The following is a 17,360-nucleotide window of genomic DNA, read 5'->3' as shown; positions in this document are numbered from 1 at the left end:
ACTCCAATGGGCGGACTCTCCGCCCAGATAACTTTAAGAAGTGTTTATGAGTCGTATTAATCGCTCTTTTTCTAAGTTAAGCAAAAAAGTTTCCCACACCACAAAAGCCCTTGCCCATAGAACCTCAGACAGACACATACGTCTTGCTGTTACAGGCCTATCTGGTGCAGGTAAAACGGCTTTTATCACTGGGCTTGTAGATCAGCTGTTAAACTCAGGTGTGATTGGGGAGAGTAACCAATTACCTCTATGGCAGGTGAGCCGTGAAGCACGCTTATATGGTGTTAAGCGGGACCTACAACCAGATTTAACCGTCGCAAGTTTCGATTATGAACAGGCGATGAGTGCATTAAGATCTTCTCCACCACATTGGCCAGCGTCTACACGAAGTATCAGTGAATTAAGACTCGCGATACGCTACCAGCCCGAAAAGGGCATATTGGCTAAATTGACCGATAGTGCCACGCTCTATCTTGATATTGTTGATTACCCTGGTGAGTGGCTACTGGACTTGCCTATGTTAAAGCAGACATACCATCAGTGGTCAGTGGGGCAGAGTCAACGTGAACACGTGTTAAAGCGCTCAAGCTATTATCCCGCTTTCTCAGAAGCACTTGCTGGACTCAAACTCTCGGCTAAAGCCGATGAGGCTGAGTTAAAACAGATAGCAGCTATGTATCAGCAGCTGCTTTTAGACAGTGTCAATAATCACGGGTTTTATTATGCTCAGCCCGGCAGAATGTTACTTCCCGGTGAGTTAGCCGATGCACCAGTATTGGCCTTTTTTCCCCTATTTGGTCTATCTGACAGCGTGCTCGCTGAGCGCGAGAAAGATGATGTAGACTCAGCTTATCATGTGCTGATGAAACGCTTCGATGAGTACAAAGCCAAAGTGATCACGCCCTTTTATAGGGAGTACTTTGCCAAGTTTGACCGCCAAATTCTTTTGGTGGATTGTTTTACCCCTTTAAATAGAGGCAAAGCGCAGTTTGATGATATGACTCAGGCCCTTAACGGCATCATGGAGAGCTTTAAGTTTGGTCAGTCTAACCTATTAAAGCGCCTGTTCTCTCCGAGAATAGATAAGTTACTGTTTGCTGCGAGCAAGGTGGATCATATCACTCGGGATCAACAAGGTAATGTGCTTTCGCTGCTCACTCAATTGGTTAAGCAGAGCCAGAAGCAAGCCAAGTTTGAGGGCTGTGATGTTGAGGTGATGGCAATCAGCGCGATTAAAGCCACCAAACATGCCATGGTCAAATCGGGGAGCACTGAGGTTGAAGTTGTTCATGGACGAGCGCTGTCTACAGGAGAGCCTGTTACCTTATATCCTGGCGAAGTTCCTAGAAACCTACCTAAAAGTGAGTTTTGGGATACTCAAGGTTTTGACTTTATGCAGTTTGCTCCTCCGCTCATCGAAGCTGAAACCGAGGGAGCCGATTTTAGCCATATTAGGCTAGATCACCTTTTACAATACATTTTGGGTGACAAATTAAGATAACGCTTTGTCTCCACTGAGAGTCCAGATGAAAGATGAAACCAGTTTAAAAAAATCTCAACGTTTTGATGCTCATGCCCAAGAGGCTGAGCCTCAGCTACGTGGTGCTCAACATTTTGATGAAAAAGAGCTGCAGTTTATACCAGAGGTGATAACCGAGCCCGTTAACAGCGATGATGATATTGGGGCTGTGATTGATGACAAACTTGGCACAACACAGGCTAAAGTTAAGCGAAGAAAGCCTTGGTCTTTGCTCGCTAAGCTCTCTTGTATTGGAGTCGGTCTACTTATCGTTATCGAAACTCTGTTAGAGCTGAGAGCGGCTTGGGTAGAGAGCCCTTGGTTATTTGGTTTGTATTTTAGTGTTATCTCTGTGGTGGTTTTATGGGCGGGCAATATCGCGCTAAGTGAGTGGCGTAAACTTGTCAGGCTTAAATCTGTGGAGGAGAGTCAGCAAGTTGGCGATCGCTTATCTCAAAGCTTACAGTCCGGTGAAGCGGATAAGTTTATTAACCGCTTGATAGACAAGTTGCCCAGTGAAGCCTCGCTTGAGCCTTATCTTGCCTCTGTACGAGATGAGCATAATGATGCAGAAAAGCTCATCTTATTTGATGATCTGGTTTTATCTGATAGGGATCTAAAAGCCAAGAAGCTCGTGCGACGCTATGCCCAAGAGTCAGCGCTATTATTGGCAGCTAGCCCACTTGCGGTATTGGATATGGCGGTAATCCTTTGGCGAAACCAACGTATGATCTATAAGATTGCCCAGTGCTATGGAATAGAGCTTGGTTACTGGAGCCGTATTAAGCTGATACGCGGCGTAATCGTCAATATTATCTATGCAGGAGCGAGTGAGGTGGCGACCGATCTCGGCACTCAGTTACTGTCGGTTGAGATGACTGGAAAACTGTCGGCGCGGTTAGCTCAAGGGCTCGGAGGCGGCTTGTTGACAGCTAGATTAGGCTATCAGGCTATGGCGCTTTGTCGTCCTATCTCATTTAAAGAGGGGGCAAGGCCAAAACTCTCTGGTATCCATAAGGAGTTGCTATTAGAGCTCAAAGAGTTCTCATCCGGGATAATGACAAAAGAGCCTATTCGTAACAAAGATTTTACAAAGCACGATTGATTAATTTGTCTGTTAGGTTTACTCAAAGGGCCGATACGGTTCAAGGTTAGTTATACATTCGCATCAATTATAAAACTAACCGCGAATGTTGACCTCGGAGAGATTTATGCAAGACAAATGGAAATTAGCCACAAAAGTGATCCATGCAGGACATATGAGAAGTAGTTCTGGCGCACTGGTAACCCCTTTATGCCAAAGTGCGACTTTTGTTTTTGATAGTGCTGAACAGGGAGGTGAGAGATTCGCCGGAGATCAACCTGGTTATATCTATACCCGCTTAGGTAATCCAACCACGGCAGAACTAGAACGTAAGATGGCATCACTTGAAGGTGCTGAGGCCGCAGTTGCGACAGCGTCGGGCATGGCTGCAGTGTCATCTGCGTTGTTGGCCAATCTGCAGCATGGCGATCATCTTGTGGCCTCTAAGGCTGTATATGGTTGTACTTTTTCCCTGATGACAGCGCAATTTTTACGATTTGGCATCGAGGTGACCTTAGTCGACTTTAATGATCTGTCCGCCATTAAAGAAGCGATTAAACCCACAACTAAGGTGCTGTTTTGTGAAACCCCGGTAAACCCCCATTTGGACGTATTTGACTTAGATGCGATCGCAAAGATTGCTCAAGCAAACAAGTTAGTGAGTATCGTCGATAACACCTTTATGACCCCTCTGTTACAGCAACCTCTAGCCCATGGGATCGATATCGTTGTTCATAGTGCGACCAAGTACCTTAATGGTCATGGCGATGTGATTGCTGGGGTGATATGCGGTAGCAATGAGCAGATAGAACAGATTAAATATGAAACCGTGAAGGATTTAGGCGGGGTGTTATCTCCCCATGATGCTTGGCTGATATTACGCGGTCTCAAGACGCTAGATGTAAGATTAACCAGACATTGTGATAATGCTGAGCGCTTGGCGCATTACCTGCTAAATCATGAAAAAGTGACTAAAGTTTATTATCCAGGCCTTGAGGGGCATAGTGGTTATCCACTGCTTGGCACTCAGATGAAAAGAGCGGGTGGAGTCATTGCATTCGAGCTTAATGGCGGCATGGAGCAATCCTTGCAATTTATTAACAGCTTAACGCTATTTTCTATTGCCGTTAGCTTAGGCGATGCTGAATCTCTTATTCAACATCCGGCTTCAATGACTCACTCTCCATACTCAGAGGAGGAGAGGGAGCTTGCTGGTATTGGCGAGAGCTTACTGCGAATATCTGTGGGACTGGAGTCTGTAGAAGACTTGATAAGTGACTTAGAGCAGGCTTTGACCTTGGTATAGCCAACATCTTTTATAAAAAACCGCGCTTTTGAGCGCGGTTTTTTTATGGCAAATAGTTAAAAGCTCCAGAAGGTGTGAGCGATGATATAAAGCACAAACATGCTGACAAAGTTGATTATCACACCTGCGCGCATCATCTCCGATTGCTTAATAAATCCAGAGCCATACACGATGGCGTTAGGTGGGGTGGCAACAGGAAGCATAAAGGCGCAGGAGGCTGCGATACCGATTAATACCGAAAGCATTACCGGAGAGAGACCTAACGCTTCTGCAATGGCAGCAAAAACGGGCACGAGTAGCGCGGCACTGGCGGTATTGCTGGCAAATTCAGTGAGCATGATGACAAAAAAGATAACAGCAAAGGTAAACAGTGCCATATGAGTATTACCAAAAATATCTGTCACCCAATGGGCGAGAAACACACTGGTTCCCGTCGCTTTTAAGATGGCACTTAAGGTCAAGCCACCGCCAAAGAGGATCAACACGCCCCAATCTGTGGTGCGTTCAATCTTTTTCCACTCAACAAGGCCAAGTCCAGCCAGCAGAACCACAGCGCCTAAGGCGACGATGGTATCAAATTGAGGAATACCTCCCAGAGCTTGTGAAAGTGGCTTACTGAAAATCCAGCAACATACCGTCGAGATAAAGATTAATAGGGTTAACTTTCCTTGATAGTTGAGTTTAGCGTCCGATTTAGTTAGCTCACAAATCACACTTAAATTGGGTCTTAGAAAAAGGTAAAGGGCTATCAGCATGCTGGGTAGCATAAGCGCGACAGTTATCAAACCAAACTCAAGCCAGTCGCTGAAACTCAGTCCAACCTGAGCGGCGGCGATGGCGTTTGGCGGACTGCCAACTAGTGTGCCTATACCGCCGATGTTGGCTGAATAGGCGATCCCTAACAGCATAAATAGATAAGTGCTCTTATGCTCCTTAAAGTCGAGCTGCTGCAATATACCTAAAGCAAGAGGCAGCATCATCGCCGCTGTTGCTGTGTTGCTTATCCACATTGAGAGCAGCGCAGTGATCCCAAACAAAAACATACAGGCGAGGCTGAGTTTTCCTTTGGAGGCCGTTAACACCTTTTGAGCAATTAACTTATCGATCCCTTGATGGTTGAGAGCGGCTGCGAGCACAAAACCGCCAAAGAAGAGGTAGATAATGGGGTTAGCAAAGTTACTCATTGCCGTTTTTGTTTCAAAGACCCCTAACGTCACCGCTAAGATGGGGACTAATATGGCGGTGATACTGATATGGATAGCTTCGGTCAGCCAGAGGATCGCGATAAAGATTAACACTGAGAAGCCAGTGTTGACTCCCTCATCGAACGGGAGAAAATTATAGAGTAGAAAAAATAGCAGGATATCGGCGAATAGGATCAGTAGTTTCTTTCTATGTGTGTTATCAGATGTTGATGCTATCAAAGCATCATCGGTTTGTTCTATCGACATTGTTCAGGCCTTTATCATTATTATTAGTGCCGCAACATTAGCCGAATGTGCGATATCGACAAAACAATTTTGATGGTGATTTAATGACTGTTCGCAAGTGACAAAACTCTGGCTTAGATCAAATTAATCAGTATTTTTGTGACTTGGGTGGTGGGATTATGATCTCAATGCGATCTCATTTAATTCCAAAAGTGGCTCTTTAAAGAGAGTGAGCCAGTAAACTGAAATTTCCCCAAAACCTTAAGCTGTGATCTACATCACCTTGTGCTGGGTGGTTGCAGCTCAAAGGTCAAACATTGGCGCTAATCGAGACTCTGGTCTACATTTTGTGGTAGCCAAGGATCAATGGATTGTTGGCGATACTAAATGGATTTAACTAAAAGGAAATATCATGAAAAATCATATTACTATTGTTGGTTTACTGTTTCTTGCATCTGTTTCATTAGGCGTTAATGCAGGGCAGAAGCCGAAAGCTGCACCGACACCTGTTGAAAACTCAGCGACTCAAGCCCAAGCTCAATCCCTTAGTATTAATATCAATACGGCAGAGGTGGCAGATCTTGTGCGCTTAAAGGGGATTGGAGAAGCTAAAGCTAAGGCTATCATTGAATTTCGCCAAGCCAATGGTAATTTTAAAGCGGTTAATGAGCTTGAGCAGGTGAAAGGGATTGGTGCCAAACTGGTTGAGAAAAACAGATCTTTGATCGTGTTATAGCTCATTAAAAGCCTTTAACTAGGGTATTTTGATTATAGAATCAGCAGTTGGCGGTTATCTTACTCTATGTGCAGTTTAAGGGCTTGATTGCGGGGCGGGGTTAGTAGATAATGCTCGGCGTTCGAAGGGATAACTCCTGACGAAAGCAATGGTGACCTTAGGGTCCCCCCGCAATGATAACTTGTGAACTCGGCCAGGCCCGGAAGGGAGCAACCGCAGCAGGCGACTCATGTGCCGGGGTGTGGCTCTAGGGGAACCTCCAAATTCCTTCTAGTACATCAACTTCTTAGCTCAATTTAAATCAAAATCAGCTCAAGTGATACACTTGGTTGCACTGTTATACGCTAAATACCTTCTGAACAATTTCCCTAATTTATATACTCTTTTCACTATTCTTTAAGCTAGCTTCATTAGGCTGGTTTGTTATTTGATTAGCTTGCTAAGAAGCATAGCCTTAGATGTATTAATTGCTTGCAGCAGGCCTAATGTGTAAACACTCCTGTGACACGCCGCAAGCACAATCCCTGTGGGCTCTGCCGTGACATCCATGTCACGGAAGGTCACAGCCGCGTTCACACTTGATTGTTTATCTCTTCGATTTGAGACCTAGTGGTTAAACTCATTTTTGGGCATTAATCAGTTAGTGCAAAAGGTCTAAAGGTAAGCCGTGGAATTAGTAAATATGGTATTCAAATAAATTTTACACTGACCCCATATATTCTGTGGCTACAACCCTTAAGGCTGCTGGTGTCCCTGTTCAGTACACAGCGGCTTTGCTTGGTCATAGCAAGGGAATATCACGTATGACAGATATGGGAAAGGGATAGAGCCAGTTAGCCTTGTAAAGGCTCTGACTCGGTTGTGAATAAGGAAGCTAGTGATTAGTCCTCTTCACTACTTGAATCATTTGAGCTTGAATCATTCGATTGTTCTTGAGGGGGAGTATCTAAGATAGAGTTTGCCCCTTCCCAACTTTTTCTGATTTCTACTGGTTCGGATTCAACTAACTCCACTTTTATGTCCTTCATTGTTTTCCCCTTCTTGTGTTGGCAGGTTTTCTATTTGTTTATACTCACCATGAAAATTAAATGGCGAGCTATTTTAATTACTCTTTTTCACTGCTTGAGTCACTTGAACCTGAATCATTTGATTGCTCTTGAGGGGGAGTATCTAAGATAGAGTTTGCTCCTTCCCAACTTCTTTTTATCTCCACCTCACTGGTGTTTATAAGTTCAATTCTTTCTTTTGTCATTTCTTCTCGTCCTTCTTTGGGCTGTTGTTCTGTTGTTTGGGTTTCTCTGTCTGTTTCAATATTGAGTTCGCTCCTTCCCAACTGTCTTGTGCCCATGTTCTTTGTGGTTGAGGTTTTTTTTGATTGGGGTTCTGACTGTTTGTACTCATCTATCGCTTTATCCTTAATGTTATTTGTAAGATTGTTTATTGATACGGTAATCGCCCCTAAAGCTGTAATTGCTATTCCTAATCGAAAAGCATACTTAGCAATACTGTCAAGATTAATAAGTTGTTTATCATCTGAATCTTTTTGCGCTATGTAGTCAGCATTTCTATTGAAGATAGTTAGGATTGCGAAGATGCATACACCAAAACATAAGGCTCCTAGAATGAATAATACGAGCTCAAATATACTTGCGATTTCATCACCAGTTAAAAGAGTAACAATTAGCCCAAGACCAGCAGTAGACAATGTCAGTAAGCTTTTATCTGCTTCAGACCTTGTTGTGCAGTATAGCTGAAACCTCATCAACTTCTCTTGGTGTTTCTGTTCACTATTTGGCATATGTGGAGTTTGTCATTAAGCTATTTAATATATGATAACATAGTAAAAAATTTATAGTTATAACCTTCGAAGTGAATACTAGCGACCTAGTTTTAACATTTTAATCTGGTTTTATACGATAGGTATTTAGACGAAGGCTATTATCAATTCCCCCCACACCCCCTTGCTGGTATCTGCCCATTTTACGAACTTTTTGTAGGCGTCAAGCTCTAATCAATATGCTTAGGTCATACCCATAATAAGACCTGCACTGTTGATACCTTTACACTATAGTGCTCTCTTGTTGGACAACTCATAGTCTATCTGGAGCACGGGGTGTGGCTCTAGGGGAACCTCCAAAACTCCTTCTAGTACATCAATTTCTTAGCTCAATTTAAATCAAAATAAGCTCAAGTGATACACCTGGTTGCACTGTTATACGCTAAATACCTTCTGAACAATTTCCCTAATTTATATACTCTTTTCACTATTCTTTAAGCTAGCTTCATTAGGCTGGTTTGTTATTTGATTAGCTTGCTAAGAAGCATAGCCTTAGATGTATTAATTGCTTGCAGCAGGCCTAATGTGTAAACACTCCTGTGACACGCCGCAAGCACAATCCCTGTGGGCTCTACCGTGACATCCATGTCACGGAAGGTCACAGCCGCGTTTACACTTGATTATTTATCTCTTCGATTGAGGTTTTAGCTTGTAACTTTTTTTGGGTAGAAAATAGTTAGAGCTTAGGCTCTAACTCATAAGCTTATGATTAGCTAAAGTATCGCAATCGAATGTACCGTAACTCTTCGATGATGGCCTGGAATGATGTTTTTTGCATTGGCCTGAGGAGTGAAAACACCCAATGAGAAGCCCAGCTTAGGTAGCCCCTCTTTAACTGCTAAACGTTGGAGCGGCTTGTTACCTTTTGTGGAATTCAAACCAAATACTGTTTATCTTTAGAACTTTTAGGCGTGACTTTAGCGATGATGCCGTTTCCTCTAAATGTTCAAAGAAGCCCTGTTTACGTAAATCAATAGATCTGAGCTCATGGTAGTAATAAAGGTTAAGTAAATACAATCCTGCAAAAGAATTTAGAACATTACCTAAATTCGCATCTCGGAAATTAATATCCCGATTATGCTTCACCCCATTATACTTCTTCCACCACTTAGGTGTGATCGATTTTTCCCAATCGGAAAATGGTGTTATTGCAAGCCTAAACCTTTGAAGATTTAGGCTTGCAGTACTAATATCTTTATTCGAGGCATTTATCAATTCAGCATATTCATTAATCCTTGATGCTTTTGAGTCATCGTCAAGGAGCTTGCAATAGGCCTTTAAAATAACATCTAGCTCCGAACAAATAGCTAAATATAATCGCGTTAGCTCTACCGAATAGGTGCTAAAATTGTCTTCCGACGGTTCGATATAGCGAAAAAGGCGATCAATATCTTCCTCGATAGAGAGATAGTACTGCCAAAAATTAGTTTTCAATGTAGCTCCTAAAGAAATGTAATACTGCGTAAAGCAGGGAGTAATTGTTGTCTATATTGTAAAGGAAGCTGAACTGTATTAACAAAGGGGTTGCAGTGAATTATTTAATGGCTAAATCTAAGATGTAACTTTATTGTAAATCAACCAGTGTAGATGCGGCTGCGAGCTTCGACTTCAAGGATGAAGTCGTAGAGCGTATAGGGATATATTCACAGTGTCTCGCAGAAGTAACTACACATAAGCCTGCGGCAGGCAATAAACAGTAATGAAGGTACGAGCTTCAAGCACACCTGCAAATACCAACTCATCTAAATTCTTCAAGCTGGATCCTACTTTTAGCAACAAGAGGGAGTTCAGGATGACGGCAAAAAGATTAACCCTGAGAACAATTTAGTCAAAAGTTAACACTAAGAAAATGTAATTAGCCTTCATTCGAAGGCCAGCTAACTTTGATGTACACAAAAGCTGATGTACAAAGAGGACTCGCTCGCCATACTCAGATCATGAGCGAAAAAAAGCCCATTGTTATCACTTTACTGATAGTCATTGGGCTCATTTTTTGAATCATTTTGACGCGTTATTGGGAGGGCTATTTCTCATCTTTCTTTAACTTAGACTTGAGAAAGGCGCGTGATTTCTCTAATGCTGTTTGGATCTCTGATCTCATCTGCTCAAGTTCGGCATAATCTTCAAAAAAGTGGGTATCAACTAAGTGGCGAATGTACCTAACAGGAAGTTGATTGAGGGTGACACAGCAGAGATCTGCTAAATATTCCTCAGGCAATTCATCGATCAATCCTTCATCCGATAAGAGTTCCATTAACAACACTTCGTAATAGTTTCGAACCTCTAGTTGCATAGTATGCTCCCTGATTTTGGTTATCCATTGCTGCTTCTGATGGGGTGACACCTTGTCAGAATTTAGTGTGCTACCAAAATGACTTTTCAGCAATAAGAAATATGCACGGTACCTTAGTCATAATTCTAGTGCCTGATTGGCAGAATTTCCCCTAACTTAGGGTAAACAATCTGATTAATAGTCTGCTTGGGTTATTCGCAAAGAAAAATGCCGACTAAATTGTCGGCATTTGAAGCGGTATTTTTCGCTGTTTAGGGTTACAGCTGCTGAATGGCCCAGCTCATAAACTCTTTTCTGGTTTTTTGATCTGCATGTAACCACCAATATTGCAGCATCTGCTCTGCATGTTCTGCATCATTGACCTTCTCGCCAGTCACTGCATCAATTGGAGCGGGCTTGCTCACTGGGGCAGTGATGTTAGAGGAGGTCGCCACTACGCCGCCCGTTGCTGCACTGGCCACATTAGAGATATCTTGGCCGTTACCGCCACCGAAGAGGCTATTTACAAATGAGTCTTCGGTAAAGTTTGTCTGCTTTACTTGATAATCGACGCTGCCTGAGTCGGCTCGAGTGATCACGACACTGGGTGATTTAGCAAATTTTTGAGGATTTCTAACGACTTCACCGTCGGAGGCTTTTAAGCTGTACTGGTGATCGCCATCCACGGTTAATGTGACAATGAAGGGAGATGATTTAACAAAACTTTCACCGTCACTGAAATCATCTTGCACCATATCATGGTAACGGATGGCAATTTTATGGGTGCCATTGTTAAGTTCGATATCTGACTTATGGCTAAATAAGCTCGACTCTATTTTTTGCCCATCGACTGCAAGATATTCAAATGCCATGGGAATATTGAGATTAGCAGCCAGAGCCGAGGAGGAACCAAGCAGAGCGATGATGGCGGTGATGGGCATAACAGATTTCATTGTAGCTCCTTAACGTTTAAAACTTCTATATGTATGCGTGTGAGGGCGTTCAAACGCCTGGATACGCTCTTCAATGTAACTAATAGCCTGTCGACATTTACCTAAACGTCGATGGACAAGAAGGATCTCATTCTGCTTCTTAATTTTGTCAGCACTATGACAGTATTCGAGTTCTGATTGCAAATTTTGAATCTTTTGCTCAAACGCCTTGACCCAGTTCAGATGCTTATTGAGCTCTTCATAGAGTTGATGGCTGTTTTGCATCACGCCTGCTGCTATCCAATCAAAGCCACTATTACTGTGGGACTGGCGTCGCCTCTGTTGAGCTTTAGCTATTCGCATCTGTTTTTGATGCTCAGCAGATTTCACATCCAAAGAGGTGGTGGCTAGGGCTCGTTTAACGGCGGTAAATCGGTCTTGAATACGTTCACAGCTTAAGAGAATGGTGTTGGCGGATATTTTACCTTTAATCAATTTCTCAAGTTGCTCAATGCTTTTATTGATCTGATCGATACAAGGTTTTAGCTCGGCACCGGTCTGGATAAATAAGCTATCGTTAAAGCGTTCAGTATCTTGCAGTAATCGTCTCTGCCCTTTGGGGAGTTTGGCGTCGTGCTGCAACACCTCCTGCTCCAACTGTTTATGTTGAGCTCTTAGGCGTTTGAGTAGTTCACTTGTTGTCACCAGGCACTCCAAGCTAGTTTTACTGCGATAAGAAGAACGATAATAATAAACACAGGACGGATAAATTGAACACCAAATTTTATCGCGGAGCGTGCTCCAATGAATGAGCCTAACATCATGCACAGCCCCATAGACAAGCCTAATATTAGGTTAACTTGCCCTAATGCAAAAAAGATAGCTAATGAAGTGAGGTTACTGACAAAGGTCATGGCTCTGGCAAGGCCGCAGCTATAAAGCAGTGGTTGTCGATAATAGTTGGTGCTGCTGATTGTCCAAAATGCCCCTGTCCCCGGTCCTGCAAAACCATCATAAAAGCCCAAAGGGAATGCCAGTAGCCACTGTTTTAAGATAGAGGCGGACTTGTTAAGCGGGAGGTAATCTTTACATCCCATGGCATTGGGTTTGACCAAGGTATAGATGGCGATGGCGATGATAATGAGAGGTAAGCCTTTCTCCAGCCACTCTTTATCTATGTAGTAAACCAGAAAGGTGCCACTGACAGCGCCAAGAAAAGTGGCGATAAAAGTTTGATACCAAAGTGTAGGCGAGAAGAGGTTTTGCCTGTAGTAGGTAAACGCTGCCATGGATGAGCCAAAGCAGGCAGCCAGTTTATTGGTGCCTAATGCGAGATGGGGTGAGATCCCTAAAGTCAGTAGCGCTGGTATAGAGAGTAGGCCTCCACCACCGGCAACGGCATCGATAAACCCAGCAATTAACCCAATACCTGCAAGAATGGCCCATGTGCTGGGCTCTAAGAGTAGCTCCAAAGTGTGTCCTACTCTATTTCACGGCGAAAGGGAGGGAGAGCGTCGAGTAATGATTTTCCGTATCTTTTACTTACAAGTCGTCTGTCTAAAATGGTGATGCGTCCATAATCTTGCTCTTTACGTAGTAATCTACCACAGCTTTGTATCAATTTGCGTGATGCATCTGGAATAGTTAACTGAAGGAATGGGTTTCCCCCTTTTATCTTGATGTATTCAGCATGGGCTTGCTCGACTGGCGAAGTCGGGACGGCGAAGGGAAGCTTAGTAATAATCAAGTTGGTCAGGTAGTCACCGGGAAGATCTAACCCTTCGGAGAAACTGCCTGTACCAAAAATGATGCTGGGCTCATTGCTGTCACATCGCTTTTTATGCTTGGTTAAGATCTCTTGTCTCGAGGCGGTGCCTTGGATCTGCAAGCCCGTTTTAATCTTACTCTCTACCAGTTCGGCAACCTTTTCCATCTGCCAGTAGGAGGCAAATAGGACTAAGGTTGCTTGCTCACCATCGATGAGAGTGATTATCTGCTTAGCGAGCTCTTCAGTGTATTTATCATCCGTCGGCTCTGTGTCCATCTTGGGCAGATACAGGGTGGCATTTTGCTCGAAATCAAATGGTGAGTCTAATGCAAGAAAGCGGCTTCCATCGTTGACGGATAATCCAACTTGACGGGTAAAATGATCGAAATTGTTTAGTGCTCTTAAGGTTGCACTACATAGCACTACGCCGGCAGCCTTATCCCATAATAGCTTTTCTAGCATAAAGCCGACTTCGATAGGAGAGGCGTTAAATAGGTAATCTAGCTGTTTGCCTGTGATAAGCTCTATCCAGCGGGCCATCGGCGCGCCTTTGGCGTTGTCAACTTTTGCCATCATCTTCCAGAGCTTTTGTAGATTCTCAAGTCTCTGTAGCATGAAGCCTGTCTCAGAGAGAAGCTGCTCCGCTTGATGTTTGGCTATCTCACCATCTTTTATCGCCTCGGCCAATAAGTTTTGCATCTTATTAAACTGCTTCAGCGCTTTAGATGAGGTGCTGGCGATATTTTCTGCTTGGCTCAGTAAGCCATCGGGTAGTTTTCCATGTTCGAAACGAAAACGATTCTCTGGGTTATCAAATCGTGCGGTTTGAGTGTCGCAGTAGTGGGCAATTTGATTGAGTAAGCCAGTGAGATCGGTAATATGATCATGCATCGCCTGTACGGGCGCGATGATGTGGTTACTCTTTATCTGGGTCTGCAGTTTGCTGCTGGTTTTATCTATCTTCTCCAACCAGTCAATAGCGCCTCTTAGTGTCGATTGGGCACTGGAGAAATCTCTGGCAACTTTTGGCAGGTGATGGGCTTCGTCGATAATATAGTAGAGCTCTTCGGGATCTGGCAGGATAACCCCACCTCCAAGCTCAAGATCAGCAAAGAGTAAACTGTGGTTGGCGATGAGCACATCCCAGGTATCGATATCTTCACGGGCCTTATGGAAAGGACAGTTCCGGTGACTAGCAAGCTGTTTATGGCAGCTGTGTTTATCACAAGCTATCTGTTGCCAAAGATGATCGGGGAGCTGCTCTGGCAAGGTATCGCGTTCGCCATTCCATTTGCCTTCGTGGTATTGTTTAAACAGAGTTTGCAACAGCTCTACTTGGCTGGTGTCGGGCTTAGTTTGCCACATGGCCATCTGAGTGCCATCATCGGCACCGATCAGCATCTGTAATTTGGAGAGGCAGACATAGCGTTGTCGACCTTTGACTAAGCCAAAGGTAAAGTCTAATTCAGATTGGGCGAGAAAAAAGGGCAGATCTTTGTGCAGCAACTGCTCTTGCAACGCAACGGTGGCAGTGGCGATACAGACCTTTTTTTTGCTGGCTAGCGCTAGCGGAATGGAGCCTAAAATGTAGGCCAGTGATTTACCAATCCCGGTTCCAGCTTCAACCACGATAATTCGTCTCTGCTTATCGTATTCGCCTGCCAGTGTTTTTGAGATCTCCGCGACGATATAGTTTTGCTCTCGTCTGGAACGAAAGTTAGGTAATGCTGCAGCGATACCTTTATATATAGTGCGAATTTGAGTTTTTACATCAGCAGTTAACATGCGCATACATAGAAGAGAAATAGAGCTGTACATAATAACAGTGATTGCTTAGCCTTACCTACTCAATTTTCAATTAATTGAGCTAAACAGATCAATTTCATAGTGAGTATAAGTAATGAGCAGAGAAGAGTCCCCTCCAACGAGTGTTAAAGGCAGAGTGCTATCACGGCATCTGGTGCAACAATCGGGCGCTCTTTGTCTGCATTATTATATTAAAACATCAGATGGTCCTGTGTTAGTGAAGGTGCCGAATGCTGAATTTCTCTGTTTCTGTGCAACCTCCAGCGTTGATAAGCTGCTCGCTTCGCCAGGATTAGGTTATGTGAGAACCAAGGCGCTGACTCTCCAGAATTTTGAATCTCAGAGCGTAACTGCACTTTACTGTCAATCACGGCAAAACTATCGGAACTTGACCCGAGCGGGTGTTGACCTTGGGATCCCACTTTATGAATCTGATGTTCGCCCTGAACACAGATATTTAATTGAACGGTTTATCGCGCTGGATGTTGAGTTCTCTGGCGAGTTTATATCAAATCCCTCAACTGATGCTTTACCTGTTTTTATGGCTGAGCGCGCTCGTAAAGCTGAACTTGATATCTCGCTTGATGCTATTTCATTGGATTTTGAGTGTAGTTTTGACGGAGAGCTCTATTCTGTGGGTTTATATGGGGTGAATGGCGAGCAGCCCTATGAGAAAGTCATTATGGTGGGGGATGCAAGCACTATAGTGGATAGTAGATTGCCTGAGACCGATGAGAAAAGTAAGGCGGCAACTTATGTCGAGTGGGTGCAAGATGAACGAGCACTCATTCTCGCCTTGGTTGAGTGGTTTAATGATTATGATCCCGACATTATTATCGGTTGGGCCGTGGTGACCTTTGACCTTGCTCTGCTGTTTCGCCGAGCTGAAAAGCTAGGGATAAAATTGCCCATTGGCCGAGGAGGGGAGCAGCTAGGCTGGAAAGTTGCCGATAAATTCAGGCCTGAGTCACTTTCATTGCCCGGGCGAGTCGTATTAGATGGTATCGATTGGCTTAAAGCCGCATTTTATCGTTTTGATAGTTTCTCCTTGGAATTTGTATCTCGTACCTTGCTTGATGAGGGCAAGGCTATTCATAGTGTTGAGCACCGTGTTGATGAGATAGCCGAGTTATTTATGCATGATAAGTTAGCGCTTGCACACTATAACTTGACCGATAGCAGACTCGTGTGGGACATCTTTAACCATACTGAGCTGTTTGAGTTTGCTATTGAGCGCTCTAAGCTAACTGGGTTAGAGCTAGGGAGAGTAGGGGCCTCGGTCGCCGCTTTTAATAACTTGTATCTACCGCATCTGCATCGTGCAGGTTTTGTCGCGCCAGCCATGGCGACCAGTCAAGGGCTAGAGAGCCCTGGTGGCTATGTGATGGACTCTATTCCTGGCTTATATCAAAATATAATTGTGCTGGATTTTAAAAGTCTGTATCCCTCAATTATTCGTACCTTTCTTATTGATCCTAAGGGTTTAGTTCAAGGCTTGTCTCTTCCTGAATCTGATACCGTTGCAGGTTTTCGTGGCGGAAGGTTTAGTCGAGATAACCCTATACTGCCACAACTCATTAAAACTTTATCTGAGCACAGAGAGTTGGCAAAAAAGGAGAGTAATGCGCCGCTGTCTCAGGCGATTAAGATCATCATGAACTCGCTTTATGGGGTATTAGGTTCAAGAGGTTGTGTATTTCATGATGCCAGATTAGCAAGCTCCATTACATTAAGGGGCCATGAGATCATGAAACAAACTAAGGTTTGGATTGAGGAGTGTGGGTATAAGGTTATCTATGGTGATACTGACTCCACCTTTGTCTGGTTGGGAAATGATCCGCTTGAGGTCGATGCTGATACGGCTGCTAAAGGCTTGGTAGAGATGGTGAACACTCACTGGCAGGAAAGATTATCAAGCTCAATGAATATTGAGTGTTTCTTGGAGCTTGAATATGAGTCCCATTATGAACAGTTTTTTATGCCCACATTAAGAGGATCAACTGAGGGGTCTAAGAAACGTTATGTTGGTGCCTACACTCAGCAAAGTGGTGAGCTGAAATTAGTATTTAAAGGGATGGAGCAGGTGCGAAGTGATTGGAGTCCACTTGCAAGGCGAGTTCAAGAGTCACTGTATTATCGCCTCTTCTCCAAGCAGGATGTGAAGTTGTTTTTGCAAAGTATCGTAGAGGAGCTACAGTCAGGAAAGCTTGATTCAGAGCTTATATTTTCAAAGAAACTTCGCAGAGATATTAGTGATTACAAGGCCAAATCTTCACCACATGTTAAAGCGGCGCAGATCCAATATGAGTTATCTGGTAATTCGAGCCTATCTAAGAGAGGGACACAAATTGATTATTTAATGACAGTCAATGGTGCTGAACCTGTGGAGTACAGAAAATCCAATATTGACTATCAATACTATATTGAGCGGCAATTGGGGCCGATAGCTGATCCCATTCTTACTATTTTGGGAGAAAGTTTCTCTAGCATGAACTCAAATCAGCTGACGTTAATATAGTGGAGTGCTTCTTAATGTTTTGCGTGTTTAATGTTATCAGTTGGTGAAATCCGTGCTGCTTGTTAGTTTTTTTGGATATTTCTCGTGAAAAAGGCTGGGTTTTTGTCATTTTATGCTTTGAGAGGGACATGATCCTTTGCTAATCTCGGCAG

At 43.7% G+C, this 17,360-nt stretch carries 14 protein-coding genes and 1 other RNA gene; 6 read left to right on the top strand and 9 right to left on the bottom strand.

The window, feature by feature from the left end:
• Window positions 1–46 precede the first annotated feature (46 nt).
• The 3 genes from K0625_RS01285 to K0625_RS01275 all read left to right on the top strand — a co-directional run bounded on the left by K0625_RS01285 (window position 47) and on the right by K0625_RS01275 (window position 3,909).
• Window positions 47–1,501 (top strand): YcjX family GTP-binding protein, encoded by a 1,455-nt coding sequence (locus tag K0625_RS01285; RefSeq protein ID WP_220108002.1) that lies wholly within the window; start codon window positions 47–49, stop codon window positions 1,499–1,501.
• 25 nt (window positions 1,502–1,526) lie between these two features.
• Entirely contained in the window at window positions 1,527–2,624 is a 1,098-nt protein-coding gene (locus K0625_RS01280) for a TIGR01620 family protein (RefSeq protein ID WP_220108001.1), read from the top strand.
• A 106-nt stretch (window positions 2,625–2,730) separates the two neighbouring features.
• Window positions 2,731–3,909, top strand: coding sequence for a trans-sulfuration enzyme family protein (locus K0625_RS01275; RefSeq protein WP_220108000.1), 1,179 nt, complete (start codon window positions 2,731–2,733; stop codon window positions 3,907–3,909).
• A gap of 56 nt (window positions 3,910–3,965) precedes the next feature.
• Here the strand turns inward: K0625_RS01275 and K0625_RS01270 are convergent, their stop codons facing one another.
• The gene (locus K0625_RS01270) at window positions 3,966–5,360 is read right to left on the bottom strand and encodes an SLC13 family permease (protein WP_220107999.1); all 1,395 of its coding nucleotides are present in this window, start codon (window positions 5,358–5,360) and stop codon (window positions 3,966–3,968) included.
• A gap of 391 nt (window positions 5,361–5,751) precedes the next feature.
• On the opposite strand from K0625_RS01270, the gene K0625_RS01265 reads away from it, so the two are divergent.
• Both K0625_RS01265 and ffs read left to right on the top strand, forming a co-directional pair.
• On the top strand, window positions 5,752–6,075 hold the full coding sequence (locus K0625_RS01265) for a ComEA family DNA-binding protein (protein ID WP_220107998.1): 324 nt from the start codon (window positions 5,752–5,754) through the stop codon (window positions 6,073–6,075).
• 157 nt (window positions 6,076–6,232) lie between these two features.
• Window positions 6,233–6,329: signal recognition particle sRNA small type (ffs, locus tag K0625_RS01260), an RNA gene on the top strand.
• Between the two features lie 627 nt (window positions 6,330–6,956).
• Here the strand turns inward: ffs and K0625_RS01255 are convergent.
• From K0625_RS01255 to dinG, 8 genes are all read right to left on the bottom strand, one after another.
• Complete coding sequence (locus tag K0625_RS01255) at window positions 6,957–7,103, bottom strand: hypothetical protein (protein WP_220107997.1); 147 nt, start codon at window positions 7,101–7,103, stop codon at window positions 6,957–6,959.
• A 77-nt stretch (window positions 7,104–7,180) separates the two neighbouring features.
• The gene (locus K0625_RS01250) at window positions 7,181–7,837 is read right to left on the bottom strand and encodes a hypothetical protein (protein ID WP_232846867.1); all 657 of its coding nucleotides are present in this window, start codon (window positions 7,835–7,837) and stop codon (window positions 7,181–7,183) included.
• Between the two features lie 933 nt (window positions 7,838–8,770).
• Complete coding sequence (locus tag K0625_RS01245) at window positions 8,771–9,346, bottom strand: hypothetical protein (protein ID WP_220107995.1); 576 nt, start codon at window positions 9,344–9,346, stop codon at window positions 8,771–8,773.
• A gap of 589 nt (window positions 9,347–9,935) precedes the next feature.
• Window positions 9,936–10,205, bottom strand: a complete 270-nt coding sequence (locus tag K0625_RS01240) for a late competence development ComFB family protein (protein ID WP_220107994.1) — start codon at window positions 10,203–10,205, stop codon at window positions 9,936–9,938.
• Between the two features lie 257 nt (window positions 10,206–10,462).
• Window positions 10,463–11,137: a DUF2057 domain-containing protein gene (locus tag K0625_RS01235; RefSeq protein ID WP_220107993.1), complete on the bottom strand. Its 675-nt coding sequence runs from the start codon at window positions 11,135–11,137 to the stop codon at window positions 10,463–10,465.
• Window positions 11,138–11,146: 9 nt separating this feature from the next.
• Window positions 11,147–11,821 (bottom strand): primosomal replication protein, encoded by a 675-nt coding sequence (locus tag K0625_RS01230; protein ID WP_220107992.1) that lies wholly within the window; start codon window positions 11,819–11,821, stop codon window positions 11,147–11,149.
• The gene (locus K0625_RS01225; RefSeq protein WP_220107991.1) at window positions 11,818–12,588 is read right to left on the bottom strand and encodes a sulfite exporter TauE/SafE family protein; all 771 of its coding nucleotides are present in this window, start codon (window positions 12,586–12,588) and stop codon (window positions 11,818–11,820) included. The genes K0625_RS01230 and K0625_RS01225 overlap by 4 nt, the downstream gene beginning before the upstream one ends.
• A gap of 8 nt (window positions 12,589–12,596) precedes the next feature.
• Complete coding sequence (dinG, locus tag K0625_RS01220; protein WP_220108175.1) at window positions 12,597–14,669, bottom strand: ATP-dependent DNA helicase DinG; 2,073 nt, start codon at window positions 14,667–14,669, stop codon at window positions 12,597–12,599.
• Between the two features lie 115 nt (window positions 14,670–14,784).
• Here dinG and K0625_RS01215 point away from each other — a divergent pair, with 115 nt between their 5' ends.
• The gene (locus tag K0625_RS01215) at window positions 14,785–17,208 is read left to right on the top strand and encodes a DNA polymerase II (protein WP_220107990.1); all 2,424 of its coding nucleotides are present in this window, start codon (window positions 14,785–14,787) and stop codon (window positions 17,206–17,208) included.
• Window positions 17,209–17,360: the final 152 nt, after the last annotated feature.

It is taken from the genome of Shewanella nanhaiensis (genome assembly GCF_019457885.1).
Taxonomy (GTDB): domain Bacteria; phylum Pseudomonadota; class Gammaproteobacteria; order Enterobacterales; family Shewanellaceae; genus Shewanella; species Shewanella nanhaiensis.
This window is presented reverse-complemented; position numbering and strand designations above follow the sequence as displayed.

Bases quoted from the DNA above. Each gene is read 5' to 3' on its own strand.
- K0625_RS01270 (WP_220107999.1), bottom strand. From the start codon at position 5,360: ATGTCGATAGAACAAACCGATGATGCTTTGATAGCATCAACATCTGAT.
- K0625_RS01285 (WP_220108002.1), top strand. From the start codon at position 47: ATGAGTCGTATTAATCGCTCTTTTTCTAAGTTAAGCAAAAAAGTTTCC.
- K0625_RS01275 (WP_220108000.1), top strand. From the start codon at position 2,731: ATGCAAGACAAATGGAAATTAGCCACAAAAGTGATCCATGCAGGACAT.
- K0625_RS01215 (WP_220107990.1), top strand. From the start codon at position 14,785: ATGAGCAGAGAAGAGTCCCCTCCAACGAGTGTTAAAGGCAGAGTGCTA.
- K0625_RS01265 (WP_220107998.1), top strand. From the start codon at position 5,752: ATGAAAAATCATATTACTATTGTTGGTTTACTGTTTCTTGCATCTGTT.
- K0625_RS01280 (WP_220108001.1), top strand. From the start codon at position 1,527: ATGAAAGATGAAACCAGTTTAAAAAAATCTCAACGTTTTGATGCTCAT.
- K0625_RS01240 (WP_220107994.1), bottom strand. From the start codon at position 10,205: ATGCAACTAGAGGTTCGAAACTATTACGAAGTGTTGTTAATGGAACTC.
- K0625_RS01235 (WP_220107993.1), bottom strand. From the start codon at position 11,137: ATGAAATCTGTTATGCCCATCACCGCCATCATCGCTCTGCTTGGTTCC.
- K0625_RS01255 (WP_220107997.1), bottom strand. From the start codon at position 7,103: ATGAAGGACATAAAAGTGGAGTTAGTTGAATCCGAACCAGTAGAAATC.
- dinG (WP_220108175.1), bottom strand. From the start codon at position 14,669: ATGTTAACTGCTGATGTAAAAACTCAAATTCGCACTATATATAAAGGT.
- K0625_RS01250 (WP_232846867.1), bottom strand. From the start codon at position 7,837: ATGAGGTTTCAGCTATACTGCACAACAAGGTCTGAAGCAGATAAAAGC.